Here is a 24661-nt window from a genome sequence, read left to right on the forward strand (position 1 = left end):
GGTGCGGTGGACGTCGCTGCGACGGTGAGTATCCGTCATCAACGTGGTGCTCTCGTAGAGGACCAAGACTGGCGTACGGTGCCTGCCGATCTCCTGCAGTCGGCTTGTCCGTGGCGGACGTTCCGCTGGCACAAGGGCCAGAAGCACTACTCCGGCACTTACTGGTCGGCGACGATGCGGGATCACGTGATCTACGAGTCGCGACTGGAGCTGTCGCGGTTGCTCTTCGCCGACTTCGATCCGGCCGTACGCGGCATCGTGGCCCAGCCCTTCTTGCTGAAGACGGTGTTGGAGGGGAAGGTCCGTCGGCACATACCGGACTATCTCCTCCTCACCGAGCAGGCACCGGTGGTCGTCGACGTCAAGCCGCTGCATCGGTTGTCCAAACCAGAGGTGGCGATCACCTTCGATTGGACCCGGCAGGCGGTGGAGTTGCGGGGATGGAAGTACGAGGTCTGGAGCGAGCCTCCGGCCGTGGAGCTGGAGAACATCCGGTTCCTGGCGGGCTACCGACGGGACTGGCTGTTCAGCCCAGAGGTCCTGGAAGACCTTCGGGGAGCTGAGCTCGATGGTGTCTCTCTGAGGCAGGCCGCGCGCTGTCTGCCGAATCGTCCGGAGTCCCAAGTCCGCTCTGCCATCCATCATTTGCTCTGGATGCAGTCTCTCGTTACCGACCTCAATCGGCCGCTGGGCCCTTCACACGTTCTGAGGTGGGTGGCATGAGTAGAGCAGGGGCTCGGGTCGGGGTCGGTACGCGCTTCCGCTACGACGGGGAATCCGTCGAGGTGGTGGAGATGGCTGCGACCACGGCAGGCAACGAAGTGGTCCTGAAGGATGGCCGGGGGCGATTGCTGCGCCTGTCACTCAAAGAACTTCTGTTCTCGGACCGTGCCGCTGTAAGTCCAGACGGCCCGGGACCGTCAGCCGACGACGAAGAGGAGATCGCTTCGATCGTACTTGGGCAGCTCGACAGCTCTGCACGGGCGAAAGTCCTTGAACGCGCTGAGCACGTCCGGGAGGTTCTGACGGGATACCGGTCTGGAGCTCCGGAACTGGCACGCGATGGTGAGCCCCGACCGGCCTATCGCCCGGAGCAACCGTGGGAGGCTCGATACACGGCAAAGGCGGCTGAGCTGGGGGTATCACCTCGTGCCGTGAAGCAATGGGTCTCTGACTTTCGTCGTGGCGGAGAGGCCGGGCTCGCGCCGAAGAAGACAACAGAAAGACCCCACTCAGGAGTTGATGATCGGTGGGTGGAGACCGCGGTAGAGGTGATGGTCGAGCACACCGACCAGTCGCGGCCGTCGCGGACGATGGTGATCGAGCGGACCCGGGCTCGGGTAATAGCGCGGTTCGGTGAGGGGGTGGTTCGGCAGCCGAGCCGGGCGACGGCCTTTCGCCTTCTGGAGGAGCTGGAGCGACGCCATCCGCTGTTCCGGCTGAGTACGAAGCGGAACCGGGATATCGCCGGTCGGCCGGAGGGTCCGTACGGGAAGCTGCGGCCGACGCGTCCGGGTGAGTATCTGCTGATGGACTCCACCCGCTTGGACGTCTTTGCGTTCGACCCGTTGACGCTGAAGTGGGTTCAGGCCGAGTTGAGTGTCGGGATGGACTGGTACTCCCGCTGCATCACGGGGATCCGGCTGACTCCGGTCTCGACGAAGGCGGTGGATGTCAGTGCGGTGCTGTTCCAGTCGTTTCGGCCGCGGCTGGCGGGGCGGGACTGGCCGCGGCACGCGGTCTGGCCCGAGCATGGCATCCCCCGCACCGTCCTGGTCGATGTCGAAGGCGCCACCGGACCGGGGCTGGCCTCGCCGCCTTTGGTTCCCGAGACGCTGGTCGTCGACCACGGCAAGGTCTATGTCTCGGAGCACCTGACCAGTGTCTGCCGACGGATGGGCATCTCCATCCAGCCGGCCCGGCTGCGGACGGGCCGCGATAAGGGGCCGGTCGAGCGCTACTTCCGGACTTTGCGGGAGGGGCTGCTGCAGGTGCTGCCCGGCTATAAGGGCCCCGACATCCACTCGCGGGGTGAGAGCCCGGAGGGCGACGCGTTCTTCTTCCTCGACGAGCTTGAGGCGATCATCCGGGAGTGGACCGCGGCGGTCTATCACTGCCGGCCGCATTCCAGTCTGGTCGATCCCGGTCTGCCGGGTCTGCGGATGTCCCCAGCGAAGATGTTCGAGCACGGCATGGCGCGGGCGGGTTACATCGAAGCGCCCCGTGACCGGGACCTGGCTTACGAGTTCCTGCAGACGAAGTGGCGCACGGTCCAGCACTACGGGGTCGAGATCGGCCGCCGCCGTTACAGCGGCCCCGGCCTGCCCGAGCCGGGAGTCCGTAGCCCCTACGACAGTCCGGTCAAGAACGGCTGGCCTTTCCAGGTGGACCCCGACGACATCACCCGGATCTACTTCCGCGATCCGGCTACTCGGGCCTGGCGCACGCTGGTCTGGGAGCACGCGCCATCGGCCGAGATGCCGCTGAGCGAGGACGCGTTGACGTTCGCCCGGCAGCTGGCGGCCTCGAAGTATCGCTTTCCTGACGACCGGCTTGCCGTCGCTGATTTGTTGGAGCGGTGGAATCTCGGGCTGGGCACCACGATCGCCGAGCGGCGCATGGCCCTGCGGCTCTCGCGCGAGCAGGCCGCCATCGAGCTTCCGGAGAGTGAGGCGGAGACGGTCGTCTTGCTTCCGTCCGTACGCAAGGCCCTCGGCCAGGACGAGCAGACCGCGGAACTGCGGGAGCCCGACGTGGTGACGGAGACCGGGGATGACGACGAGGCCGATCTGGAGGACCTCGCCGGGGAGGACGACTTCTACGCCGATGCCCTGGAGGACGTGTGAACGACGGCAGCGTTCCGCAGCCAGGCAGTCTTGCCTTGTCGCGGAAGGAGGACTTCAAGGCGTTCGCAGAGAGCCCTCGCCGCAGCCCTCCCGACCTGCTGACCCGCAAGCAGCTGAAGTCCCTGCCCACACAGGCGCGGGCGGACTACGACCGTCAGCGCCGGCAGTGGCACGCGAACATCGGCCCGGTCAAGACGCCGCAACTGACAGAGCTCCATGAAAACCTATGGGACATCGTCGACAGCAACGAGCAGGACGGCGACAAGGCCAAGGGGGCGGTGGCCGTCGACGCGTTCCCGGGTCTGGGCAAGACGACCTCGGTGCTGGCCTTCGCCCGCGACTTCCACCAGCGGGAGATCGAGGAGTCGGGCGCGTTCACGAGCCAAGGGCACGAGCGGATCCCGGTCTGCCGGGTCGGGCTGACCGGGAACACCGGAATGAAGGATCTCAACCGGGCCATGCTGGAGTTCTTCGGCCACCCCGGACAGATGCGGGGGACCACCGCCCAGTTCGGACGGCGGGTGCTGGACTGCGTGCTGTCCTGTGATGTCCGCCTGGTGGTTCTGGACGATCTGCACTTTTTGAAATGGGGACAGAAGAGCGGCATCGAGGTGAGTAACCACCTGAAGTGGATCGCCAACGAGTTCCCGGTGACGTTGCTGATGGTGGGGGTCGAGCTCGCGAAGAAGGGCCTGTTCGGCGAAGGAACGAACGGGCGCGACACCGCTCTGGCCCAGACCGGCCGCCGCACCACCCGCCTCGGGCTTCGTCCGTTCACCATCGATATGGAGGCCGGGCGCCGGGAGTGGCGGCAGATGCTGCTGGCCCTCGAACAGCGAGTCGTGCTCACCGACAAGCATCCCGGCATGCTCGCGGACGACCTGTCGGACTACCTCTTCGCCCGCAGCACCGGACACATCGGCTCGCTGATGACGCTGATCAACCGCAGCTGCCAGCGGGCGGTCCGCACCGGCGCCGAACGTCTTGACCAGGAGCTCATGGACCGGGTGAAGAACGACGAGGCATCCGAGGCCGCCCGCCTCGAACTGCAGGCCGCGCTGGAGAAACGGCTGACCAGCCGCCCGCGGCCCCGGAGCCGGCGACCCGCATGAGAACGCCGGCCCGCACCCTGCCGATCCGGCTGCCTCCACTGCCCGGCGAGGCCCTGGACTCATGGCTGGAGGCGATAGCAAGACGGATGGACACCGCGCTCGGTGATGTCCTGCTGCACTTCGGCTTCCCGGTCCGGCACCGGGCCGGAAACCAGTTCAGGGGCATCCCGGCAGACTGGGCGATCGTCCTCGACGAGCGGTTGGCCGCCGCTGTCGCACACGCCACCGGGACGTCCCCGGAGACAGTCGCTGCCCTGACCCTGGCTCATTACGACGGACGGGCCCTCCACCTGAGTGCCGGGGGCCGGGCCGTGTCACGGCACGTCCTTTGGGGCCGCGGAGGGGGATCCCGGTTCTGTCCGGAGTGCCTTCATGCCACTGGTGGGCGATGGCAATTGTCCTGGAGGCTCGGTTTCTCCTTCGCCTGCACCCGGCACCGCAGGCTGCTGGCGGACTGCTGCCCGCACTGCGGGAGGGTGCCGCGGCAGCGGCCCCGTTCCGGCCGGTCCGTCCCCCGGCCTGAACTCTGCGGCAATCCACCGACCCGCCCCACCCGCCCGTTCTCGGCGGGCTGCGGCACCGATCTGACCCGCGCTTCGACGCTCCTCCTGCCTCCTGGTCATCCGGTTCTCACGGCGCAGGACCGAGTGATGGAGATCATCGACGGGGCAACGGCAGCTTTCGGCCCCTACCGAACCTCTCCCCAGCTGGCCTCGGCGGTGCTGGCCGACATCCGGGCCCTGGGCATACGCGTCCTGAGCGACCTGCCCGCAGCTGTCCTACGAGAGCAGATCCCGGCTGACATCGCAGAAGCTCACCTCAGCACCGATGCGGTCTCCCCGCACACCGGACAGGCCATGGAACGTCCGGGGTTCATGGCCCCGCCCCGAGCCGCGGACACGGCCGTCGCGGTCACCATGGCCCTGAGCATCCTGGAGCAACCAGGAATCCACCCGGCCGGCGAGGCCCTGCGGAGCCTGCTGGAAGCAGTACGCGAGGAACTCACGCAGATCTCGGCGACCAGCATCGACAGCTGGGGCAGGGGCATCAGCCCGGTGCTGCAGTCCGTGCACCTGGCGGCCCTCGCCCCTTCCCTCCGCCCCAGCGAATACGTCCGCTACCGCATCATGACCGAGACCCCCCGCCGGCCGACCCGGACCACTCGGGACATCGAGCAGCGAGCCAGGAAGATCCCCACGATGTTCTGGCCGCCCTGGACGATCCGCCTCGCACCACCTGAAGGAATCCATGCGCGGGCTCTGGCTCCCGTTCTCGCCGCCCTGTTGCTGATTCCCGACAGCCGCACATCCCTGGACCAGGCAGCCGGGCTGATCGGTGACGTCATCGACGGCACTGAGGTGTCACGCCTCCTCCAGGAAGTCGACGACCTTCCGCAATGGCCGGACATCGCCACTGCTCTGGACCGGCTCGCGGACTGCCTCGGTGCCAACAGCACCCCCATCGACTACGGTCGGCGCCGACTCCTCGACTACACCGGCCTGCTTCCTCATGACCGCTGGCTGGAGATCTGCCGCCGCACCGGAACACCACCGGGAACCGGACGGCGCGAACGCATCGCACGCAGCCAGCTCTTCCAACGTCTCAGCGGCCTGCCCGCCGAGTCTGCCCCCGACGACCTGGGCGGGCCCGACAGTGCAGAGTTCCGGGCGACGTCCCTGCGGTTCACCGCGCTTCAGACCCCTGAACTCGTGCATGCCCTCCAGCAGGAAGCCCTCACCTTCCTGGCCTCACACCACATCCACGACGAGCCCATGACCTGGCAGCCGCCCGCCACCCTGCTGGCAGGGCTCTCCCTTCCCGGCCCCGACCCGGCACACGTCGACCTACCCCGCCTGCACCAGCTTGTCCGCGAACGCCAGCACCCCGTTCAGCACGCCGCCCAGGTCCTGGGCACGACCGTCGAGGCCATCCGACATGCCCTCGACGAGCATCCAGCCCCCGCACCCCCGCTGACGAAGAGCACCGCCAGGGCCACCGGCCGCATCCGGCAGCAGGCCCGGCAAGCCATTCCGGCAGAGCGCTTCACCCGGCTCTACCTCGACGAACACCGGTCCCTCCAGCAGATCGCCACCCTCACCGGCTTCTCCCGCAGAGTGCTGACCGACCTTGCCAAGGAGTACGGCATCCCGCTCCGCGAGGGCCCCAAGGACTACAAGCGCCGCGGCACTGTCGAACGGGCCTGGCTCATCGAGCAGTACGTCCACCGCCGCCGGACCCTGCCGGACCTCGCCCGAGAAGCTGGCATGAGCACCGCGAACATGGCCCGCTGGGCCAAGACCCACAACGTTCCGCTGCGACCACGCGGAGGGTCCAGTCACAGCCAGGTACTTCGGGCAATCGACCAGGCCAGCCGAGCACCAAGCATCCTTCGGCCGGCACTCGGCGGCCAGGGGGCCAGCGAACGGTTGAGCCGATTCGCGGCTGCATCTCCCTACCCCAGCCTCGGTGCCGCAGCGAGCGGCCTCGGCCTCAACACGTTCACCCTCGTCGCACAGATCAACCGGATCGAACGAGAACTCGGTGGACCACTCCTGGTCCGGGCGGAACGAGGTAGGCCCATGACGCTCACTCCCCTGGGGAAGAAAGTGCTCAAGGCCATTCGAAAGATGCAGGACAACACGATGCCCTGAGACGCGGCATGATCATTCCGGGTCGGCAATGCGTCGGAACACCCCGTCCAACTCGCCGGAGGCCACGAGCCCGGCAATCACGCGCACCATGCTGCCGATGCCGGGATTCCGCACGATCAGCCCGTCCGCGCAGAAGAAGCACTGCCCGGAGACCGCCTCTCCGCTTGCCTCCCAGCTCCGCATGAGCCGATCCACCTCGGCGAGAGTGAAGATCGTGGAACTCCAGCGCGACCCGTCGGCAAGATGAACCTCGGCATCGACGTTGCAGACCTCTTCGATCGCCTCGTCCGGTTCCACGAGGAAGAGCACCTGGAAGCCGGCGGCCCGAACCCGGTAGTAGGGAGCCTCCCAGTCGGCATCAGAAGCCCGACCCTCGGACGCCGGGCCCGCCTGTTGCGGCATCGACGCCGTCACTGAAGTTCCTCACCCGGCGGTATGAAGGCGTCGGCGCTGTCGGCGTCCTCCACATGTCCCTGAGCATCGACTGTGATGGCAGTCGCCCGGCCCTGCGAAGTGATCAACCAGGCCAGCACCTGCTCCGTGAGAGGTGATCCACCCGGCCCTTCATCCGTCCAGTGTGCCCGCCATCCCCCACCGGGTATCGCGGCGACCACCTGATCGGCCCGCTCCAAGTGGGAGAAGTCCACGTAGTCCGTGACCTGGCGCAGTGCCCCTCGTTGCGGGTCGACCACCAAGGCTGTCCCGGTTGCGGGATCCCATCCCTCCACGCGCACCATGCGACCGATCTCGGTCTCAGTGCCATTGAAGATGGCGGTCCATCCGGTCTGATTGAAATATCGGAGTTGCATGGCGTCATGATCCCGGAGGTCCGGCGACCTGCTCGACCTCCGTGTCGTGGAAGCCGTGGTTATCAAGAAACCAGCAGGCCGGTGATACTGATGTCAAAGACCCGACGGACTGTGGAAGCGGACCCAGACACTCCTGTAGGGCTCAGTGGATTGCTGCTTTTCTATGCTGATGCACACATTCACTCGTTGGGGGATTCCGTTGCCAGCGGGATACCGCACCGCCAGCAGTCGTTCGCGTGGTCGTCCTGGCAGACGTAGCCGATGGCACCATCCACGCACCATTCGGCGGCCTCCTCGGAAAGCAGGTCGGGCCCGGCAAGGAGCAGCCGACGAAATTCCGTGGTATCCGCAATGTCGGCCGGCCGGTTGGTGAACCACTCGTTGAACCAAGGCTTGTCCTGGTATATGCCCCAGTGCGCATTCTCCCGGTCGTCGACAGCCGTAAGGAACCGATCGACGATGCGCCCCCAACTCGGTGCTCCGAACCAGCTGTTGTCGGACGTACAGAAGGATTCGATCAGGGTTCGCAGGCCGAACTCCTTCTCGTGAAGGCAGTGCCTTCGCCCCCATGAGATCGCGACCTGCGCCATCTCCGCGAGTTCTTCTCGCGGATCAACCTCGTGCGCCGGGTCGTCAGGGTTGTGGCAGGCCAGCCCGAGCTCGAGTACGGACTGCCCTGTCGGTAGAACCCGGGACGGGTTGACGATCGCGAGACCGAGACCGATCCAGTCGACATGGTCGAACGACAGCATCGAGCGCACGAGTCGGGTGGTTGCCGTGTTGATCCGCATCATCGTGCCGTCGTGCAGCGGACTCTTCCCGGCATGCCAGTTCTCGACGGGTGTGTTGCGCCACACGGCGAGCGTGATGCGGGTGGCAGCGAGCCACAGCAGGGCGTCGTCGTCGAGGTGCCCGAACCGCTTGGCACACTCCTGGGCGCCGTAGGTGATCAACTCTTCCGGTTTCGGCCACCTGTGGCTGTCGGGCCCTTCAGGCGCGTACTCATAGTCGTCGGCGTACTCGTCAAGGATCGCACTCAACTCGGTTGCGCTGTAAGCCTCGCTGTACTCGGAGCCGTCCGGCCCCTCGACGGTGTACATGTCGTGGTCCCAGGAGACGTACACGTCGCCCCAGAGCACGACGTCATCGCACTCGCTGGCGTTGTCCGTCACAACCGGCCTGATGGTGATCGGGGCAGTACGCCCGTCGGTTCGCTCGCCGTCCTTCTCGGCGGCCCATGCGGTGATGACCCCGAGCGGCTTCGGAAGGAGAGGACCGACCTCGGTGATGCTGAACGGCTCGTCGTCGTCATCGGTGCCGAACCGGCTGTTGACGAACGCGACCGCCTCGGAGGGCGTGCTAACGATGGACTGGCTACCACTCTCGTTGTCAACCACTCGCCACAACGGGCTGTTCTTCACGGTGCTCTCCGATCGCGGTGAGTGCACCCGGGGTGGGTGCGATGCGCCGGGTCGCTCGGCACTGACACCAACTTATGGGTTGATCAACCCATCCGTAGTCCCGAAGGTACTTGTCGGCGATGACGTTCGGTACGTTCGCGTGCAACCTGCTTTTCGCGCCCGCGGCGACACAGCACAGTCCAACAGCGGAGGAGGCGAAGATGGCGCTGAACAAGAAGGGTTCCCGGCGCATAACCGTTGACGGAATCGAGTACCGCTGGCGGATCCGCAGGAAGCCCTCCTACATGCAGGGACTCTGCTGGACACCGATGACCTACGCGGTCGAAGCGGCCGGCGGCAGCCGGCCGGGCACGACCTTGATCGTCACCAGCGGCCAGGCCCATCCCAGCAACTGGGTGGGCGTCGAGACGGAGCCCATTCGCCCAGCACACATTGCTGCCGGCATTCGAGCGGCACGGCATCAGGGCTGGGATCCCCCCCGGGTCGGTTCTCCTTTCCAGCTCGATCGATCCGCAGGATTCATCGCCCAGTCATGAGGCGAAGCGGAGCAGCGCGGTGCACCTGGCCCGTCATCATGGCCTGGTGACCACCTGGATGCGCTGCTACTGGGACGAGGAAGACACCTGGTTCTACTTCGAGGTCGACGCCGAAGGCTGGGTGATCCGGCAGGTCGAACTCGAAGGGCCTGAGCTGACTCCGATCGCAGCTGCCTCCCTCGCCGAGTGGCAGCGGGCCCGCGACGCAGGCCGCCTCGACGAGTACGACAACAGGTTCGGGATCACAGCCGAACAGCCCGTCTCCGAGTGGGAAGGCCACGATCCGGAGCAGCTGACCTCCGACGGGTTCGAGGAGGTCTGGAACTCCGCCCGTCGGCAGATCGCAGCCCGGCCGTCATGAGATCGGACGGGCGGAGGAGGAACTACAAAGACTGTTGATCGTTGACAGTGCCGGCGACTGCTGGTCCGCAGTTCGCCGGAAGCCCGCCCACTACCAAAGCGATCGCGTGCTCAGCGGTGTCCGCCTCACCGATCACTCTTCCTCGTGAAGGGCCGCAGACTCGATATCGTCCGTCGCTCAGCGGATCGATGAACGGCACGTCCCATGAGTACGGGAACCCAGTGCAGGTTGTGAAATGAAGCGACCAGTGGCTGGTGAACGGAAGCAGCTGGCGCAGCTGTGGTTCGGCATGCGCAAGCTCGGCAACCTTCAGCGTCCGATGGGCGGGCTCCCGGCGGTCCGAATCTCGGCGCAGGCCTTCAAGGAGCAAGCGCCACTTCACCGCGACCGCCTCGGCCGGACCCTTTTCATGGGCTTCGGCCAGCTCGGTGACCTTGACGAATGGGCTCACCTCGCGGATCTCTTTGAGCCTCAGGCCGTTCCGCCATGCCTCCAGGGCCCGTGCCATCTCGCCCAAGTCCTGAGTCGCGCCCGAGACCAACTGCACCCCCATGGACCAACCGCTGAAGATGAACCACCGCTCCACAGAACCCAGGCTGATCCAGCACGCCTCACGGTCAGCCACCGTGCTCTCGACGCCTGCCGTCCGGAGCGGGTTCGAATCATCCACAAGAAGCCTGCCTAGGGAGAGACCGAGCTCAGCAGCCACGGCTTCCAGCGCTCCGGCGAAGCTGCCGGCGGACGCCAGGTCTGGATACAAGGAAGCGTCGGCCGGGAGTGGCTCGTGCCGGGCAGGGGGTGTCGCGTTCGAGGTCACCGAGGCAGTCTCCCTCGTGCTGAGGAATCTGCCACGTCCGTGAGATTGATCAAGCTCGTCACGCTGTGAGACTCAAAGAGAAGCTGCAGGTCAACGCGATGCTCTATGACACGAACCGCAGGATCCTACACGGGAAGCGGATCGCGCCGAAGTTCCGCGCTGCGTTCCCCCTTGTGGTACCTACACGATCATGGATGAGCTTTCTGAGGACCTGGACCTTCTCCCCGGCACCCGGCGTGCGCTGAATCACCGGATCGCCGTCGCGCAGAGCGAGGGGCGGGCGCCGTCCGTGGTGGCGGCCGTCGTACGGGGCGGGGACGTGGTCTGGGAAGGCTCCAGGACCTCCGTGGCCGGGCACGGCCCGAACGGGAACGTCCAGTACCGGATCGGGTCGATCAGCAAGACCTTCACCGCGGTCCTCGTGATGCGGCTGCGGGACGAGGGACTGCTCGGGCTCGCGGATCCGCTGGAGAAGCACCTGCCGGGCACCGGCGTGGGCGAGGTGACCATCGCCCAACTGCTGGCCCACACCGGCGGTCTGGCCGCGGAGACCCCCGGCGAGTGGTGGGAGCGCACGCCCGGCTCGCTGCGGCCCGAGCTCGCCGATGTCCTGGGGGACGAGCCGCTCCGGCACACTCCGGGAAGCAGGCACCACTACTCCAACCCGGGCTACACACTGCTGGGTTCGCTCGTGGAGGCACTGCGCGGCAAGCCGTGGGAAGAGGTGCTGCGGGCCGAGGTGCTGGAGCCGCTGGGCCTGCACCGTACGAGCGGGCTGCCGCAGGCCCCGCACGCGGGCGGCTGGGCGGTGCACCCGTGGGCGGACGTGATGCTGCCCGAGCCGCTGGAGGACCTGGGTCTGATGGCGCCGGCCGGCCAGCTGTGGTCGACGACAAGGGACTTGGCGCGCTTCGCGGACTTCCTGCTGCGTGGGAACGAGCGCGTGCTGAGTGCCGGGTCCGTCCGGGAGATGCGCACCTCGGCGGCGCCGCCGGAGCCGGGCCTCGCCGAGCTCGGCTACGGGCTGGGGATGCAGCTGACGGCCCAGGGCGAGCGCCGGCTCGCGGGGCACAGCGGTTCGCTGCCGGGGTTCGTCGCGGGCCTGTGGCTGAGCGAGGCGGACGACGTGGCAGCGGTGGTGCTCGCGAACTGCACCTCGGGACTGCCGGCTTCCACGGTGGCCGTGGACCTGCTGGCGATCGTGGCCGACACGGAGCCGCGGTTCCCGCAGCCGTGGCGTCCCTTCGCGGAAGCCGATGCGGTCCCGCTGGAGGTGTGCGGCCCCTGGTACTGGGGCACCTCGCCGCACGTGGTGCGGCTGAAGGCGGACGGGTCGCTGGAGCTGGGTCCGGTGGGGGCGACCGGGCGCACCTCCCGCTTCCGCGCGGAGCCGGACGGCACGTGGACGGGCCTGTCCGGCTATTACGCGGGAGAGACGCTGCGGGCGGTGCGGCGTGCCGACGGCTCGGTGAGCCACCTCGATCTCGGGTCGTTCGTGTTCACACGCGAGCCGTACGACGCTCAGGCCCCGGTGCCCGGCGGGGTGGACCCGCAGGGCTGGCGCGGCATCGGCTGACTCCGTTGCTCAGGCGACGAGTTCACGCTCCAGGGGGGTGCGGAAGCGCGGGGTGATGCGGGCCTCCCCCACCCATGCGGCGAGGCGGTCGGCCTCGGCGGCGATCGCCTTCTCGGCGGCGCGGCCGGGGCTTCCCAGCAGCCGCCAGACGATCTCGCCGTTGCCGCGCTGGGCCCAGCCGCCGACGATCTCGCCGTTCCACCACACGGTGGGGCCGATGTTGCCGGCGTAGTCGAAGAGGGCGGGCCGGTGGGCGGGATCCAGGTGGAAGGTGCGATCGGCCCAGCCCATGCCGCTGGGATCGAGCCCCGGCAGCAGGGCGGCCCAGGGCTCCGGAGCCGGTTCGGGCGAGGTGTCTCCGGGACCGACCAGGGCCGTGCTCCCGTCGTCGAGGCGGACCTGGTCGGGGCCCACGGCCGCGAGGGCCTTGCGGACGTCCGTCAGGCTCCAGCCGGTCCACCACTTGAGGTCGGCCTCGGTGGCCGGCCCGTAGGCGTGGAGCCAGCGGCGCGCGATCTCGGCTCGGGCCTCGGCCGGGGGCACGGCCGGCCAGGGCTCGGTGTGGACCCAGCGGTACTGGCTGGAGGTCCAGGATCCGCGGGGCCGGTCGCGCCGGATCCGACCGTCTGCGGCCAGCAGTCGGATCACGCGGGTGGCGACACCGGTCTCCGCCTCGTACTTCTTCCCCCGGCCGATGGTGATCTTCCGGCGCAGGGCCGGTACGGCGGCGGACAGTTGGCTGCCGGTGCAGGGGCCGCGCTCGTCGAGGGCTTCGAGCGCCGCCGCCTCGGCCTGGGCCAGCCACTTTGCGTCCAGACCCTGCCCGTCCTCGTCGAGGTGCTTGAGGAGGGTGCGCCGCTCCTTGAGCGCGATGCCCCGGGCGGTGGAGGAGTCGACGTACGGGGCGAGGTCGGTCGAGACCGCGAAGAGGGTGTTGCGCATGCTGAGCAGCCGGACGAGGCCGACGTCCTCGTACAGCGCCTGCTCGATCGCGGCGGGGCCGCCCCCGGTGAGCCGGGCGCGGGCGGAGAGGAAGACGGTCGCGGCGTCGGTCGCGTGCAGGGCGACGACGGCGTCCGCGGCTTCGGCAACGGTGGCGGCGCGGGTCGAGGGAGCCAGGCGGTGGCGACGGCCGAGCCGGTGGCGGCGCTCTGCGGTGCTGATGAGGGGAAGGCCGGTACTCATCTTCCCGATCGTAGGCCGGGCCGCCGACACGGCGGCCCGGCCCGGAGCCCGCCACTCAGAGCTGAAGTTTGAACCCGACGTGGGACGCGCTGAAACCGAGCCGCTCGTAGAAGCGGTGGGCGTCGGCACGGCTCGCGTCCGAGCTCAGCTGCACCAGATCGCAGTTCTCGGCCCGCGACTTTTCGATGGCCCATTCGATGAAGCGGGTACCCAGGCCGCTGCCGCGTTCGTCGGCGTGGACGCGGACCCCCTCGATGATGGAGCGGGTGGAGCCCCTGCGCGAGAGGCCGGGGACGATCGTGAGCTGGAGGGTGCCCACGACGCGGTCCTCACGGACGGCGACGACCAGGTGCTGGTGCGGGTCTTCGCTCAAGCGCTTGAGAGCCGCGAGATAGGGACTGAGGTCGTCGGGGGATTCCCGGGTGGCCCCGAGGGGGTCGTCGGCCAGCATGGCGACGATGGCGGGCAGATCGGCCTCGGTGGCCGGCCGGAAGGCCAGGTCTGGGGCGTCGGTCACGGTCCGGTCCTCCTTCTCTCGGTCAGCCGGCGGCAACGGTGAGCGGCGCCCAGCGGCGGGTCCAGTCGCCGGGCAGGCCGGGGGTGTTACGGGTCATCACCGCGTTGAAGGCCACCGAGGCCAGTCCGCGGTCCTTGAGCCAGGCCAGGAGCGCCTCGTGGCGTACGTCGACATCCGTGCGCAGCGGCCGGTCCGTGGTGGCGGCGAGGGCGGTGACGAGGGCCTGGGCGCCGGCCGTGTCGCGGGCGATCAGCGGGCCGATGACATGGGTGTCCATATTGGGCCACAGGGCGGCGTAGCCGGTGAGGTCGCCCGCGCGGTCCTCGGCGACGAGCAGCCGGTCGGTGAAGGCGGGGAGCCTGGTGATCACGTGTGTCCGGTCGGCGCCGAAGACCTCGGTGTCCAGGCGGACGATCCGCGGGAGATCCTCGGCGGTGGCCGGACGGACGCGGCCCGTGCCTGCGAGGGCCTCGGTGGTGGCCTCGTCGGGCTGTGGCAGGAAGGTGCCCTTGACCATCTCCGCCCGGCCCGTGGTCTCGAAGCCGAGCTCCTCGTAGAGGGGGCGGCCGTAGGGGGTGGCGTGCAGGGTGAGCGGGACACCCTTGAGTACGTCGTCGCAGATGTAGGTCATCAGACGGCGTCCCAGCCCCCGGCGGGCGTAGCGGTCGGCGACGAGGACCATTCCGATGGCCGCGAGGTCCGGCTCGGCCGGGGCGTAGCCGTACCGGGTGACGACGCAGGCGGCGGCCAGTCCCTGTCCGTCCGGAGCGTCGACCCCGTACCCCTTTCCGGCGGCCAGCAGCAGACCCCATTTGTGGTCCTCGCGGGGCCAGCCGCGGTCCTCGGACAGGTCGGCGCAGTGGCGGAGATCGTCCGCGGTCAGCGCCCGGATCGGCAGATCGTGGAGGTGTGGTGGTGTCACCGGCCCAGACTGGATCATGACGTGAGGGGCGTCCAGGGGATTTGGGCGGAGGCGGATGTTTCACGTGAAACATCCGCCGTTGTTTCACGTGAAACAGAGACGCGGTTTCACGTGAAACACGCTGTTTCACGTGAAACGGAAGAGCTAGCCTCGACCTTTATGACTCTCCTGCACCTGTTCGACCTCGACGGAACGCTCATGTTCGGCTCTGCGGCGCCCGTCGAAATCTCCCGACAACTCGGGCTGAGCGCCGAGATCGCCGAGCTGGAGCGGTCCTTCGGTGCACAGGAGATCGGGCCGCAGGAGTTCTCGGTGGCCGCGCACGCACTGTGGGCGGAGCTGACGCCGGCGCACGTACGGGCGGCATTCGACGGCTCGCCGTGGCTCGCGGGCATCCAGGAGGTGTGGCGGGAGATCCGCGAGCGCGGGGACTACTGCGCGGTGATCTCCCTGTCGCCGTCCTTCTTCGTGGAACTGCTGCTGGAGTGGGGCGCGCATGCTGCGCACGGGTCGGTCTTCCCGGAAGTCCCCTTCACGCGGGCCATGGACGTGTCCGGGATCCTGACGCCCGAGGGCAAGGTCACGGTGGCGGACCGGCTCTGCGCACAGTTCGGGGTGAGCCGGGACGACTGCGTCGCGTACGGGGATTCGGCGACCGACGCGGTGCTCTTCGAGGCAGTGCGGGTCTCGGTGGCGGTCAACGCGCGGCCGCATCTGGCGGCGCGTGCGACCCACGTCTACGAGGGCCGGGACCTGCGGGAGGCATATCAGCTCGCAGGGGTGGCACGCCCGGGAGTTGAGGCATCTTAAGAGGAAAGTGGGTTCGAAACGCGGTTTTTCTGCATTTCCCCACAGGCCTCTGGGCGGGCTGGCACGCTGTAGAACCCGGAACCACGGATTCACAGGCCGTGGCGTGTGCAGACCGACCGAGTTGCTCGAAGCGAGGCACCGCATGGACGCTCCGCCCACCAGATCGGCCAGACGGGATACGACCCGGATATCCGGCGAGGGCGGCGCGACCGAGCCCTCGCCGGATGCGGTGCTCATCCGCCGGACCCTCGGGGAGATCGCACCGGTCGCCGACAAGGTGACCTCGTACTTCTACGCCCTGGTGTTCACCGGGCACCCGGATGTCCGGGGCATGTTCCCGGTGGCCATGGACGCGCAGCGCGACCGGCTGCTGAAGGCGCTGCTGACCGCCGCCGAGCACATCGACAATCCCCAGGTGCTGACCCCGTACCTGCGCAGGCTGGGCACCGGGCACCGCAAGTACGGCACCATGGCCGGCCACTACCCGGTGGTGGGCGAGGCCCTCATCGGCGCGCTGGCCCGCTACGCGGAGAAGACCTGGGGACCGGAGACCGAGGCCGCATGGGTGCGGGCCTACACCGCGATCTCCCAGATCATGATCGACGCGGCGGCGGAGGACGAGGCGAAGGCCCCCGCCTGGTGGCAGGCGGAGGTGGTCTCCCACGAGCTGCGCACCTCGGACATCGCGGTGCTGACGGTCCGTCCCGACCAGCCCTACGCCTTCCTGGCCGGCCAGTACGCGAGCCTGGAGACCCCGTGGTGGCCCCGCGTGTGGCGGCACTACTCCTTCGCCTCGGCCCCGCGTGCCGACGGGCTGCTCTCCTTCCACGTCAAAGCCGTTCCCGCAGGCTGGGTCTCCAACGCGCTGGTGCGCCACGCCCGCCCGGGCGACGTGCTGCGCCTCGGCCCGCCGGCCGGCTCGATGGTGGTGGACCACACGACGGACAACGGGATGCTCTGCCTGGGCGGGGGCACGGGAATCGCCCCGATCAAGGCCCTGATCGAGGACGTTGCCGAGCACGGGGAGCGGCGGCCGGTGGAGGTGTTCTTCGGGGCGCGCAGCGACCACGACCTCTACGACAAGGACACCCTGCTGGGCCTCCAGCGCTCCCATCCGTGGCTGTCGGTGCGCCCGGTGGTCGGCGACGGGCTGGCCGGGCAGCTGCCGCAGGCGATCGGCGAGCACGGGCCGTGGAGCTCGTACGACGCGTTCATCTCCGGGCCGCCCGCGATGATCCGCAGCGGAGTCGACGAGCTCAAGAGGATCGGGATCCCCGGTGAACGGATCCGCCACGACGCGGTGGAGGAGCTGGCGGGCGTCGCCGGCTGAGACCGGCGGGGGTGCCACCGGTACCAGCCGGGATCTCGCCCGGGATCCTCAGCCCAGGTCGGGGGCGTGCATGGCGCGGACGCCCTCGATGTTCCCGTCGAGGTAGTGCCGCAGGGACAGGGGAACGAGGTGGACGGCGGCGATGCCGACGCGGCTGAAGGGCACGCGGACGATCTCGTACTCCCCTTCGGGCTGGTCGACCTCGGGGCCGTGACGTTGGCTGGGGTCCATCGATTCGAGGTGGCAGACGAAGAAGTGCTGCACCTTCACGCCGGTCACTCCCCCGTCCGCGATGTGTTCGACGGTGTCGACGAAGCAGGGGACCACATCGGTGATCTTCGCGCCGAGTTCTTCGTGGATCTCCCGGTGGAGGGCGTCGACGACGGTGGCGTCCGAGGCCTCCACTCCCCCTCCGGGGGTGAGCCAGTAGGGATCGACGCCGGGCTTGGTGCGCTTGATGAGGATCAGGTCGTCACCGTCGAGCAGGATCGCGCGGGCGGTGCGTTTGACCACGGGACGTTCGGTCATGGGAGAAGAGTGGCCCACCGCTCCGCTTCTGAAACGCGCCACGGACCGGAAAGACGGGCCGGAAACGGTGGTTCACCAGAGCGTGGCGGCGTGCAGCAGCCGGTCATGGGCGCGGGCGAGGTGGGCGAGGGCGAGGCTGCCGGTCCGCACGACCGCGAACCAGGTGCGCAGCGGCGGTACGGCGGGATCGGCGAGGGCCACGATGCGGCCTGCGGCGAGGGCGTCCTGGCAGAGGTAGCGGGGCAGGACGGCGAGCCCGGCACCGGCCTGGACGCATTCCAGGACCGCCCGCAGATCGGGGGCGACGACGGTGGCGGTGGCGCGCCCCGCATCGGGCCGGGTCTCGAAGACGGTGGCCCAGTAGCGGGTGACGAGCGGGAGGCTTTCGTGGACCTCGACGAGGGGGATGCCGTCCAGCGCGGCGGGCCCCTCCTCCCGCAGGTGGTCCGGGTCGACGAGGGCGGCCCAGTAGGGCGCGGCGACCAGGACGTGCTCCTCGTCGCACAGCGCGGAGGCGCTGAACAGGCCGCCGCGTGGGCGGGCGGTGGTGACGACGAGGTCGTGGTGCCCGGCGGCGAGCCCGTCGAGGGTTTCCTCGGCGTCGGCCTGGAGGGCCACGCGCAGGGTGTGGCCCTGTCCGACGAGTGGCGCGAGGGCGGGGAGCACGCGCAGGCACAGGAACTCGGGGGGCCCGGCGACGTGGAGGGTGCGCAACCCGCCGGCGGCCTCCCGCCCGGCCTCGGTGATCCGCAGCAGGGCGTCGAGGTGTGGGGCGGCCTTGTGGGCGAGTTCGTCGCCCACGGCGGTGGGGGTGACCCCCCGGGCGCGGCGGTGGAAGAGCGGTCGGCCCAACTGGCGTTCGAGGGTGCGTATCTGAGAGGTCACGGCCGGCTGGGAGAGTCCCAGGAGCGCGGCGGCCCGGGTGAAGGAGCCCGCCCGGTGAACGGCGACGAAGGTGCGCAACAGGGCCAGGTCCATGGAGGCCCCTCTCGGTGGGGGCCTTCAACTATAAATATGCCGATACCCCCCTGTCGTTACCGTGATTGGACTCTGACGCAGAGTCAACTAGCCTTGTCGCGTGGTTCTTCGCGCGCGGAACCCGAGGCGGTCCGAGCCACTAGGGGGGAGGCTCGGACCGCTTTCCACAGCTGTGTTCAGCTGCCGTCACCGGCGTGGTCGAGGGCCCGCAGGACATCCGCGACGAGGTCCTCGGTGTCCTCGGCCCCCGCGGAGAAGCGGATGAATCCCTCCGGCACCGCGTCGCCGCCCCACCGCCCGCGCCGCTCGGCGGTGGACCGTACTCCACCGAAGCTCGTGGCGTCCTCGACCAGCCGCAGGGCCGTCATGAAGCGCTCGGCGTGCGCCCGGTCGGGCAGGTCGAAGGAGACCACCGACCCGAAGCCCCGCATCTGGCGGGCGGCCGTCTTGTGCGAGGGGTCCGTGGCCAGGCCCGGATAGCGCAGTCCGGTGACCTCGGCACGGCCGGCCAGGGCCTCCGCGACGGCCAGCGCGTTGGCCCACTGGCGTTGGGCGCGCAGCTGGATGGTGGCCAGCGAGCGGTGGGCGAGCCAGGCCTCCATCGGGCCGGGGATGGCGCCGACGATCTTGCGCCATTGCTTGACGCGTGCGGCGAGCTCGGCATCGCGGCAGACGACGTACCCGAGCAGCAGGTCGCCGTGGCCGGTGAGGCCCTTGGTCCCGCTGGCGACGGAGAAGTCCGCGCCGAGTTCGAGGGGCCGCTGGCCGAGCGGCGTCGCGAGGGTGTTGTCGACGGCGACCAGGGTCCCGTCGGCGTGCGCGGCGTCCACGAGGCGCCGTACGTCGCACACGTCGAGTCCGGGGTTGGAGGGGGTCTCGATCCACAGCAACCGGGCTCCCCCGAGGACCGTGAGCTGGGCGTCGTCGCCGGTCGGGGCGGTGCGTACGTGGATCCCGTACTCCTGGAGCTGCTCCCGCAGCAGCGGCAGGGCCTGGTAGCCGTCGTCGGGCAGGACGACGGTGTCGCCGGTGCGCGCCTGGGAGAGCAGGACGGCGGAGATCGCCGCCATGCCGGAGGCGAAGACGACGGTGTGCACGTCCTGGCCGGGGGCTTCCAGTTCACCGATGGCCCGTTCGAGCAGGGTCCAGGTGGGGTTGGTGTCGCGGCCGTAGGTGTACGGGCCCTCGACCTCGCCGGGGAGGTGGAAGTGGGCGGCGAACACCGGTCCGGGCAGCGGCGGCTCGTTCTTGACGGGCTCGGGCAGCCCGGCGCGGACGGCCCGGGTGCCGTCGCCGAACCCGTCCGCCGCTCCCCCGCCGTCTCCCCGGCCCCCGCGGGCGCCTCGTGTGTCCCGTGCGCCGTCGTTGTCGTGGTTCACGCGCTGTGCTCCTTGATGGCGTCGCGTACGGCCTCCAGCAGGCCGGGACTTGCCGCCTCGACCAGTTCCAGGCACTCCTCGAACCCGTCGAGCGAGCCGTAGTAGGGATCCGGTACGTCGCTCCGCGCGGCCGTGGCCGCCGGATCGTAGGACCGCAGGAGCCGGACCTTGGCGGCGTCGTGCGGGGTGGGCGCGAGTGCCTTCAGGTCCCGCAGGTGCCCGGCGTCGAGCGCTATGACGAGGTCGAGGCGGTCGAACCAGGAGGCCCTGAACTGCCGGGCCCGGTGGTCCTGCTCGTATCCGGCGGCCTCCAGGACGGAGACGGTGCGCGGGTCGGCACCGTCGCCCTCGTGCCAGCCGCCGGTTCCGGCGCTGTCCACCTCGACCAGGCCGTCGAGCCCGGCCTCGGTGACGTGGGCGCGGAAGACGGACTCGGCCATGGGCGAGCGGCATATGTTGCCCGTGCAGACGAAGCACACGCGGTACATGGGCGGGCCGTTCAGTTCTTGTCGGGCAGGACCATGTTCACGGCCCAGGAGACGACGGAGATGATCAGACCGCCGACGACCGCGGTCCAGAAGCCGTCGACGTGGAAGCTGAGGTCGAGCTGCTTGGCCAGCCACGAGGTGAGCAGCAGCATCAGGGCGTTCACGACGAGGGTGAACAGGCCGAGGGTGAGGATGAACAGCGGCAGCGAGAGCAGCTTCACGATGGGCTTGACGATGAAGTTGACCAGGCCGAACACCAAGGCGACCAGGATCAGGGTCAGCGTCCGGCGGCCCATGCTGCTGCCGTCGTCCAGGGTGATGCCGGCGAGCAGCCAGATGGCGACGGCCAGGGCTGCCGCGTTGGCGAGCGTCTTGACTACGAAATTCGTCATGTGTCTGATCGTGGCAGAGAAGATCCCGGTGGGACATCCGCAGATCAGCGGATGCGCGGGCACGATCGAGTACAAGGGGCACAAGGACGATGAAAGCCTTCCGGCTTGACGAGCTCGAAGCGGAACGGGTCGCCAATGAGGGCGCCTATCTGCAGTTCGTACGGGAGCGGAACATGTCGGTCGGGCTGTACGCGCTCGACGCCGGCCAGAGCGACCCGCAGCAGCCGCACGGCCAGGACGAGGTGTACTTCGTCGTGAGCGGCCGGGCCTCGATCACGGTCGGGGAGGAGACGACCACGGTGGCGCGGGGCAGCGTGGTCTACGTTCCGGCGGGGGTGCCGCACAAGTTCCACCACATCAGCGAGGACCTGCGGGTGATGGTGGTGTTCTCCCCGCCGGAGGGCTGAGCGGCCCGGCCGGCTGAGGGTCGCGCCCCTGATCCCCCTAGGGGGCGGATCAGGGGACTCCGGGGGCTCACGGGTGCCCGTCCGGGAAGGCGGACTCCTAGCATCGAGAGCAGGAAGTCACGGACGAAAGCGTCGGCGACGACGAGGACGACGAGGAAGAGGTCGAGGACATGGACGGCATCCGAGAGGTATTCGCGGGCATGCCCTGGTGGGTCAAGTGGGTGGCCGTTCCCCTGCTGGCGCTCTTCGTCTTCGGGGGCGTGATCACCAGCATCCTGGGCGCCCTGATCGGGTTCGTCTTCAAGGTGCTCCTCTTCGTCGGCCTCGTCGCCGGACTGATCTTCGTCGTGAAGAAGGTGACCGGCGGAGCTTCGAAGTCCTCCTCCGGTGAGTGGTAGAGGGTTCGGACCGGGTCGTTCCGCGATTGCGCCAGGCGAGGGAACATGAGGCGCGAAACCGCTCACAGCCCGGGAATCGGCGGATAGAGTGGCAATCTGTGCCGTTCCCTGGGCACCGAAAGTCGGTTTCGCGCCGCTCTGACCCGCGGTCACGCAAACCAGCCGCCAAGCACGACCCCCAGGAGCGACGGCATGTGCGGGGGCGGCCCCCGCAGGGCGGGCCACCCCAAGGCCTGCCGCCACGCCTGGGGGTGAGCTTTGTCTTCGGTTCACAACACCGGTGTGCCGACTCTGATCGGTTCGGTGCAGCGGGCGCTGAGGCTGCTCGAAGCCGTGGGGTCCCATAGCGAGGGAGCCCCGGCGAAACAGCTGGCACGAGAGGCCGGGCTCCCGCTTCCCACCGCGTACCACCTGCTGCGCACACTGACGCACGAGGGCTATCTGCGTCGGGAGAGTGGAGTGTTCGTGCTGGGCGACGCAGCCGGGCGGCTTGCCGGCGGAGGGCTCCAGCAGAAACGTCGCAGCATGATCCTCGACTCCCTCGCGCACTTCCGCGACGCGGTCGGGGCCCCCGTCTACTTCGCGGTCTACCGCGAGGGTGAGATCGAGGTCGTGGGCGTCTCGGACACCCCGGCCAACCCGGCCTGCGAGGAGTGGGCCGACTTCCGTGAGACCGGTCATGCACACGCCATCGGGCAGTGCCTGCTGGGCCAGCTCGACGAGAAGGCGCGCAGGGACCATTACGACCGTCATCCGGTCGAGGCCATCACCCCTTATACCGTGCGGGACATGCGCTCCCTGGAACAGCGGATCGGCTCCCTCGAGCGGATGCAGCCTGTAACCGAACGCCAGGAATATGCCCTTGGCACAGTCTGTGCCGCCATTCCCATCACCGCGGGCGATACCGCCGCAACCATGGCGATTTCTCTTCCCGCACACCAGGCGGATCGATTGCTGTATGTGGTCGATCGGCTACGGAGTGAAGTAGGCGCGCTGTTGAGCACCCTCTCCTTCTCTATCAGTATCTGAAAACTCACTCCTTGTGATCTGCTAGCGCTTCCACCACTCTTGTCAAGAGGGCCTTGGGGGATCATTCCTGGCCACTTCCAACACAGCGGGGTAGGCAATGCGCGAGTCGGTACAGGCAGAGGTCATGATGAGCTTCCTCGTTTCCGAGGAGCTCTCGTTCCGGATTCCGGTGGAACTCCGGTACGACGCTCGTGACCCCTACGCAGTTCGCCTGACCTTCCACCTTCCCGGAGATGCGCCCGTGACCTGGGCGTTCGGCCGGGAACTCCTCCTCGACGGCATCAACAAGCCGTGCGGTGACGGCGATGTGCACATCGCCCCGACCGATCCCGAGGAGCTGTCCGATGTCCACATCCGTCTCCAGGTCGGTGGCGACCGGGCCCTGTTCCGCGCCAGCGCGGCTCCGCTCGTCGCTTTCCTCGACCGGACCGACCGGCTCGTGCCGCTCGGCCAGGAGCGCAACCTCGGCGACTTCGAAGAGAACCTCGACGAGGCTCTCGGCAAGATCCTCGCCGAATCCCAGCAGAACGAACAGAACGCGGGCTGAACCACCACCGCACCACGGCACCACCACCGCACCGAGGCACTACCGCACCACGGACGACCGGCTCAGCGTGCCGACGCGCTGAGCGACACGTCCCGCCCCCTCACGGGCCGGCACCGCGCACGACCTGACCGGCAGCGCCCGCCGGCCCCACCCCTTCGGAACGCCATTCAGCGCTTGCGCCGCCGGCCCCGGCCGCCGCGGACCGGTCCCGAGGCCGGAACTGCGGCCGGGGATCCCGGCCGGTCTGCGGAGACGACCAGCGCGGCCAGTGCCGTCGTCACCGGAACCGAGGCCACCAGGCCGATCGAGCCCACGAGCGTCCGTACGATCTCCTCCGCCACCAGCTCGCTGTTGGCCACGGAACCCATACTGCTGTTCGCGATCGAGAACAGCAGGAGCAGAGGCAGTGCCGCGCCCGCGTAAGCCAGCACCAGCGTGTTGACCACCGACGCGATGTGGTCGCGGCCGATCCGGATGGCCGCCCTGTAGAGCGCCCGGGGCCCCATCGAGGGGTCGGCCTGATGGAGTTCCCAGACCGCTGACGTCTGGGTGACCGTCACATCGTCGAGCACGCCGAGCGATCCGATGATCACGCCCGCGAGCAGCAAACCGCTCATGTCGATGTCCGGGTAGAGCCCGTGGATCAGCCCGGTGTTGTCGTCGGTGTTGCCACTGAGGAACGCCCAGCCGATGAACAGCGAGCCCAGCAGCCCGATCAGCAGCAGCGAGACGAGCGTGCCGAGGACGGCGACCGAGGTGCGGGCGGTGAGCCCGTGGCACATGTACAGGGCGATGAGCATGATGGCGCTCGCCCCGACGACCGCCACGACGAGCGGGTTCGAACCCTGCAGGATGGCCGGGAGGATGAAGAGGGTCAGCACGCCGAAGCTGATGACCAGCGCGACCAGCGCGAACAGCCCCCGCATCCGGCCGACGACGACGACCGCGACCGCGAAGATGCCGGCCAGCAGCGCCATCGGGAACTTGCGGTTCACGTCGATCACCGAGTACTGGAGGTCGCGGGGGGCGTCCGGCGCGTACGCGACCACGACGCCCTGGCCCTTCGTCAACTGCCGTGGCGCGCCCGGCTGGACGATCTCCACGAACGTGCGGCCCTTGTCCGGGCCGGTGCCGACCTCGACAGTGGCCTTCTTGCACTCGCCGGTCTGCGCGGCCAGGGCCTCGCGCCCCTCGGGGGTGGACGTGTCGCCGGTGGGCGGAACCTGTGAGGCGTTCACCGATTTGCAGTCGACACGCTCCAGCGAGACGACCGTGCCCTGCTGTGTCTGCCGGTCGAAGCCGACCCCCGTCCGCTCGTGGGCGGGTGCGCCGCCCGGCCAGAGCACCGCCATGCCGATGAAGACGGCAGCGGCGAACGGGATCAGTACGGCCGCGATGACCTTGCGCAGGTGCTTCGAGACGGGGGCCGCCGGGCCGTGGCCATGGCTGTGACCGTGGCCGTGCCCATGACTGTGCCCGTGACTATGCCCTTGACCTGGGTGCTCGTGACCCGTGTGGCCGGTGTGGTCATTGGGCTCGTTGGGGGGCTGCGGCGAGGACGTCACCGGCAGATCATCGCAAGAGATGAGGGGGCCCACTGTTCAGCACGCCATAGATGACGC

At 68.8% G+C, this 24661-nt stretch carries 26 protein-coding genes; 13 read left to right on the forward strand and 13 right to left on the reverse strand.

All coding sequences use genetic code 11. The features are described 5' to 3' along the window. The first annotated feature begins 78 nt into the window (after positions 1 to 78). The 4 genes from ACFTXQ_RS03695 to ACFTXQ_RS03710 are packed head-to-tail and all read left to right on the forward strand — an operon-like array spanning position 79 to position 6609. Positions 79 to 723 (forward strand): TnsA-like heteromeric transposase endonuclease subunit, encoded by a 645-nt coding sequence (locus ACFTXQ_RS03695; protein WP_252922946.1) that lies wholly within the window; start codon positions 79 to 81, stop codon positions 721 to 723. Next, the gene (locus ACFTXQ_RS03700; protein WP_382635504.1) at positions 720 to 2846 is read left to right on the forward strand and encodes a helix-turn-helix domain-containing protein; all 2127 of its coding nucleotides are present in this window, start codon (positions 720 to 722) and stop codon (positions 2844 to 2846) included. The genes ACFTXQ_RS03695 and ACFTXQ_RS03700 overlap by 4 nt, the downstream gene beginning before the upstream one ends. Continuing rightward, positions 2843 to 3958: an AAA family ATPase gene (locus tag ACFTXQ_RS03705; protein ID WP_382635506.1), complete on the forward strand. Its 1116-nt coding sequence runs from the start codon at positions 2843 to 2845 to the stop codon at positions 3956 to 3958. The genes ACFTXQ_RS03700 and ACFTXQ_RS03705 overlap by 4 nt, the downstream gene beginning before the upstream one ends. Next, positions 3955 to 6609 carry a TniQ family protein gene (locus tag ACFTXQ_RS03710; RefSeq protein WP_382635508.1) on the forward strand — a complete coding sequence of 885 codons (2655 nt, stop codon included), beginning with the start codon at positions 3955 to 3957 and terminating at the stop codon, positions 6607 to 6609. The genes ACFTXQ_RS03705 and ACFTXQ_RS03710 overlap by 4 nt, the downstream gene beginning before the upstream one ends. 12 nt (positions 6610 to 6621) lie before the next feature. Here ACFTXQ_RS03710 and ACFTXQ_RS03715 read toward each other — a convergent pair whose 3' ends face one another. From ACFTXQ_RS03715 to ACFTXQ_RS03725, 3 genes are all read right to left on the reverse strand, one after another. Continuing rightward, positions 6622 to 7023 (reverse strand): hypothetical protein, encoded by a 402-nt coding sequence (locus ACFTXQ_RS03715; RefSeq protein WP_367449243.1) that lies wholly within the window; start codon positions 7021 to 7023, stop codon positions 6622 to 6624. Continuing rightward, positions 7020 to 7418, reverse strand: a complete 399-nt coding sequence (locus tag ACFTXQ_RS03720) for a hypothetical protein (protein ID WP_055592324.1) — start codon at positions 7416 to 7418, stop codon at positions 7020 to 7022. The genes ACFTXQ_RS03715 and ACFTXQ_RS03720 overlap by 4 nt, the downstream gene beginning before the upstream one ends. 179 nt (positions 7419 to 7597) lie before the next feature. Then, positions 7598 to 8839 (reverse strand): hypothetical protein, encoded by a 1242-nt coding sequence (locus tag ACFTXQ_RS03725; RefSeq protein WP_382635511.1) that lies wholly within the window; start codon positions 8837 to 8839, stop codon positions 7598 to 7600. 200 nt (positions 8840 to 9039) lie between these two features. Here ACFTXQ_RS03725 and ACFTXQ_RS03730 point away from each other — a divergent pair, with 200 nt between their 5' ends. Both ACFTXQ_RS03730 and ACFTXQ_RS03735 read left to right on the forward strand, forming a co-directional pair. Continuing rightward, positions 9040 to 9375, forward strand: a complete 336-nt coding sequence (locus ACFTXQ_RS03730; RefSeq protein ID WP_382635513.1) for a hypothetical protein — start codon at positions 9040 to 9042, stop codon at positions 9373 to 9375. Positions 9376 to 9433: 58 nt separating this feature from the next. Beyond that, positions 9434 to 9736, forward strand: a complete 303-nt coding sequence (locus ACFTXQ_RS03735; RefSeq protein ID WP_058942078.1) for a hypothetical protein — start codon at positions 9434 to 9436, stop codon at positions 9734 to 9736. Positions 9737 to 9758: 22 nt separating this feature from the next. Here ACFTXQ_RS03735 and ACFTXQ_RS03740 read toward each other — a convergent pair whose 3' ends face one another. Continuing rightward, positions 9759 to 10553, reverse strand: a complete 795-nt coding sequence (locus tag ACFTXQ_RS03740) for a DUF6193 family natural product biosynthesis protein (RefSeq protein ID WP_382635515.1) — start codon at positions 10551 to 10553, stop codon at positions 9759 to 9761. Between the two features lie 190 nt (positions 10554 to 10743). On the opposite strand from ACFTXQ_RS03740, the gene ACFTXQ_RS03745 reads away from it, so the two are divergent. After that, positions 10744 to 12129 carry a serine hydrolase domain-containing protein gene (locus tag ACFTXQ_RS03745; RefSeq protein ID WP_382635517.1) on the forward strand — a complete coding sequence of 462 codons (1386 nt, stop codon included), beginning with the start codon at positions 10744 to 10746 and terminating at the stop codon, positions 12127 to 12129. Between the two features lie 9 nt (positions 12130 to 12138). On the opposite strand, the gene ACFTXQ_RS03750 is transcribed toward ACFTXQ_RS03745, so the two are convergent. Genes ACFTXQ_RS03750 through ACFTXQ_RS03760 form a run of 3 tightly spaced genes read right to left on the reverse strand, consistent with a single transcriptional unit; the run spans position 12139 to position 14753 of the window. Next, positions 12139 to 13314, reverse strand: a complete 1176-nt coding sequence (locus ACFTXQ_RS03750) for a winged helix DNA-binding domain-containing protein (protein WP_382635519.1) — start codon at positions 13312 to 13314, stop codon at positions 12139 to 12141. Between the two features lie 55 nt (positions 13315 to 13369). Next, entirely contained in the window at positions 13370 to 13831 is a 462-nt protein-coding gene (locus ACFTXQ_RS03755) for a GNAT family N-acetyltransferase (protein ID WP_382635521.1), read from the reverse strand. Between the two features lie 22 nt (positions 13832 to 13853). Continuing rightward, positions 13854 to 14753 carry a GNAT family N-acetyltransferase gene (locus ACFTXQ_RS03760; protein ID WP_382635523.1) on the reverse strand — a complete coding sequence of 300 codons (900 nt, stop codon included), beginning with the start codon at positions 14751 to 14753 and terminating at the stop codon, positions 13854 to 13856. A gap of 159 nt (positions 14754 to 14912) precedes the next feature. On the opposite strand from ACFTXQ_RS03760, the gene ACFTXQ_RS03765 reads away from it, so the two are divergent. Beyond that, positions 14913 to 15563 (forward strand): HAD family hydrolase, encoded by a 651-nt coding sequence (locus ACFTXQ_RS03765; protein WP_382635525.1) that lies wholly within the window; start codon positions 14913 to 14915, stop codon positions 15561 to 15563. 142 nt (positions 15564 to 15705) lie between these two features. Further along, entirely contained in the window at positions 15706 to 16893 is a 1188-nt protein-coding gene (locus ACFTXQ_RS03770) for a globin domain-containing protein (RefSeq protein ID WP_382635526.1), read from the forward strand. A gap of 48 nt (positions 16894 to 16941) precedes the next feature. On the opposite strand, the gene ACFTXQ_RS03775 is transcribed toward ACFTXQ_RS03770, so the two are convergent. The 5 genes from ACFTXQ_RS03775 to ACFTXQ_RS03795 all read right to left on the reverse strand — a co-directional run bounded on the left by ACFTXQ_RS03775 (position 16942) and on the right by ACFTXQ_RS03795 (position 20658). Further along, complete coding sequence (locus ACFTXQ_RS03775) at positions 16942 to 17421, reverse strand: NUDIX domain-containing protein (RefSeq protein WP_382635528.1); 480 nt, start codon at positions 17419 to 17421, stop codon at positions 16942 to 16944. A 72-nt stretch (positions 17422 to 17493) separates the two neighbouring features. Further along, positions 17494 to 18399 carry a LysR family transcriptional regulator gene (locus ACFTXQ_RS03780; RefSeq protein WP_382635530.1) on the reverse strand — a complete coding sequence of 302 codons (906 nt, stop codon included), beginning with the start codon at positions 18397 to 18399 and terminating at the stop codon, positions 17494 to 17496. 176 nt (positions 18400 to 18575) lie between these two features. Beyond that, on the reverse strand, positions 18576 to 19778 hold the full coding sequence (locus tag ACFTXQ_RS03785) for a cystathionine gamma-lyase (RefSeq protein WP_382635532.1): 1203 nt from the start codon (positions 19776 to 19778) through the stop codon (positions 18576 to 18578). Next, the gene (locus ACFTXQ_RS03790; RefSeq protein WP_382635534.1) at positions 19775 to 20266 is read right to left on the reverse strand and encodes a low molecular weight protein-tyrosine-phosphatase; all 492 of its coding nucleotides are present in this window, start codon (positions 20264 to 20266) and stop codon (positions 19775 to 19777) included. Before ACFTXQ_RS03790 ends, ACFTXQ_RS03785 begins: the two co-directional genes overlap by 4 nt. An 11-nt stretch (positions 20267 to 20277) precedes the next feature. Next, positions 20278 to 20658, reverse strand: a complete 381-nt coding sequence (locus tag ACFTXQ_RS03795; protein WP_382635536.1) for a phage holin family protein — start codon at positions 20656 to 20658, stop codon at positions 20278 to 20280. An 89-nt stretch (positions 20659 to 20747) separates the two neighbouring features. On the opposite strand from ACFTXQ_RS03795, the gene ACFTXQ_RS03800 reads away from it, so the two are divergent. The 4 genes from ACFTXQ_RS03800 to ACFTXQ_RS03815 all read left to right on the forward strand — a co-directional run bounded on the left by ACFTXQ_RS03800 (position 20748) and on the right by ACFTXQ_RS03815 (position 23039). After that, the gene (locus tag ACFTXQ_RS03800) at positions 20748 to 21065 is read left to right on the forward strand and encodes a cupin domain-containing protein (RefSeq protein ID WP_382635537.1); all 318 of its coding nucleotides are present in this window, start codon (positions 20748 to 20750) and stop codon (positions 21063 to 21065) included. A gap of 170 nt (positions 21066 to 21235) precedes the next feature. After that, positions 21236 to 21463 carry a DUF5326 family protein gene (locus ACFTXQ_RS03805; protein WP_382635539.1) on the forward strand — a complete coding sequence of 76 codons (228 nt, stop codon included), beginning with the start codon at positions 21236 to 21238 and terminating at the stop codon, positions 21461 to 21463. 291 nt (positions 21464 to 21754) lie between these two features. After that, positions 21755 to 22492 carry an IclR family transcriptional regulator gene (locus tag ACFTXQ_RS03810; RefSeq protein WP_382635784.1) on the forward strand — a complete coding sequence of 246 codons (738 nt, stop codon included), beginning with the start codon at positions 21755 to 21757 and terminating at the stop codon, positions 22490 to 22492. Between the two features lie 97 nt (positions 22493 to 22589). Then, the gene (locus ACFTXQ_RS03815) at positions 22590 to 23039 is read left to right on the forward strand and encodes an SsgA family sporulation/cell division regulator (RefSeq protein ID WP_382635541.1); all 450 of its coding nucleotides are present in this window, start codon (positions 22590 to 22592) and stop codon (positions 23037 to 23039) included. 167 nt (positions 23040 to 23206) lie between these two features. Here ACFTXQ_RS03815 and ACFTXQ_RS03820 read toward each other — a convergent pair whose 3' ends face one another. Further along, complete coding sequence (locus tag ACFTXQ_RS03820) at positions 23207 to 24604, reverse strand: YibE/F family protein (RefSeq protein WP_382635543.1); 1398 nt, start codon at positions 24602 to 24604, stop codon at positions 23207 to 23209. Positions 24605 to 24661: the final 57 nt, after the last annotated feature.

Origin of the sequence: Streptomyces sp. NPDC057010, from assembly GCF_042673805.1 — a bacterium.
Lineage (GTDB): Bacteria > Actinomycetota > Actinomycetes > Streptomycetales > Streptomycetaceae > Streptomyces.

Bases quoted from the DNA above. Each gene is read 5' to 3' on its own strand.
- ACFTXQ_RS03700 (WP_382635504.1), top strand. From the start codon at position 720: ATGAGTAGAGCAGGGGCTCGGGTCGGGGTCGGTACGCGCTTCCGCTAC.
- ACFTXQ_RS03710 (WP_382635508.1), top strand. From the start codon at position 3,955: ATGAGAACGCCGGCCCGCACCCTGCCGATCCGGCTGCCTCCACTGCCC.
- ACFTXQ_RS03720 (WP_055592324.1), bottom strand. From the start codon at position 7,418: ATGCAACTCCGATATTTCAATCAGACCGGATGGACCGCCATCTTCAAT.
- ACFTXQ_RS03730 (WP_382635513.1), top strand. From the start codon at position 9,040: ATGGCGCTGAACAAGAAGGGTTCCCGGCGCATAACCGTTGACGGAATC.
- ACFTXQ_RS03735 (WP_058942078.1), top strand. From the start codon at position 9,434: ATGCGCTGCTACTGGGACGAGGAAGACACCTGGTTCTACTTCGAGGTC.
- ACFTXQ_RS03745 (WP_382635517.1), top strand. From the start codon at position 10,744: ATGGATGAGCTTTCTGAGGACCTGGACCTTCTCCCCGGCACCCGGCGT.
- ACFTXQ_RS03750 (WP_382635519.1), bottom strand. From the start codon at position 13,314: ATGAGTACCGGCCTTCCCCTCATCAGCACCGCAGAGCGCCGCCACCGG.
- ACFTXQ_RS03765 (WP_382635525.1), top strand. From the start codon at position 14,913: ATGACTCTCCTGCACCTGTTCGACCTCGACGGAACGCTCATGTTCGGC.
- ACFTXQ_RS03770 (WP_382635526.1), top strand. From the start codon at position 15,706: ATGGACGCTCCGCCCACCAGATCGGCCAGACGGGATACGACCCGGATA.
- ACFTXQ_RS03775 (WP_382635528.1), bottom strand. From the start codon at position 17,421: ATGACCGAACGTCCCGTGGTCAAACGCACCGCCCGCGCGATCCTGCTC.
- ACFTXQ_RS03780 (WP_382635530.1), bottom strand. From the start codon at position 18,399: ATGGACCTGGCCCTGTTGCGCACCTTCGTCGCCGTTCACCGGGCGGGC.
- ACFTXQ_RS03790 (WP_382635534.1), bottom strand. From the start codon at position 20,266: ATGTACCGCGTGTGCTTCGTCTGCACGGGCAACATATGCCGCTCGCCC.
- ACFTXQ_RS03795 (WP_382635536.1), bottom strand. From the start codon at position 20,658: ATGACGAATTTCGTAGTCAAGACGCTCGCCAACGCGGCAGCCCTGGCC.
- ACFTXQ_RS03800 (WP_382635537.1), top strand. From the start codon at position 20,748: ATGAAAGCCTTCCGGCTTGACGAGCTCGAAGCGGAACGGGTCGCCAAT.
- ACFTXQ_RS03805 (WP_382635539.1), top strand. From the start codon at position 21,236: ATGGACGGCATCCGAGAGGTATTCGCGGGCATGCCCTGGTGGGTCAAG.
- ACFTXQ_RS03815 (WP_382635541.1), top strand. From the start codon at position 22,590: ATGCGCGAGTCGGTACAGGCAGAGGTCATGATGAGCTTCCTCGTTTCC.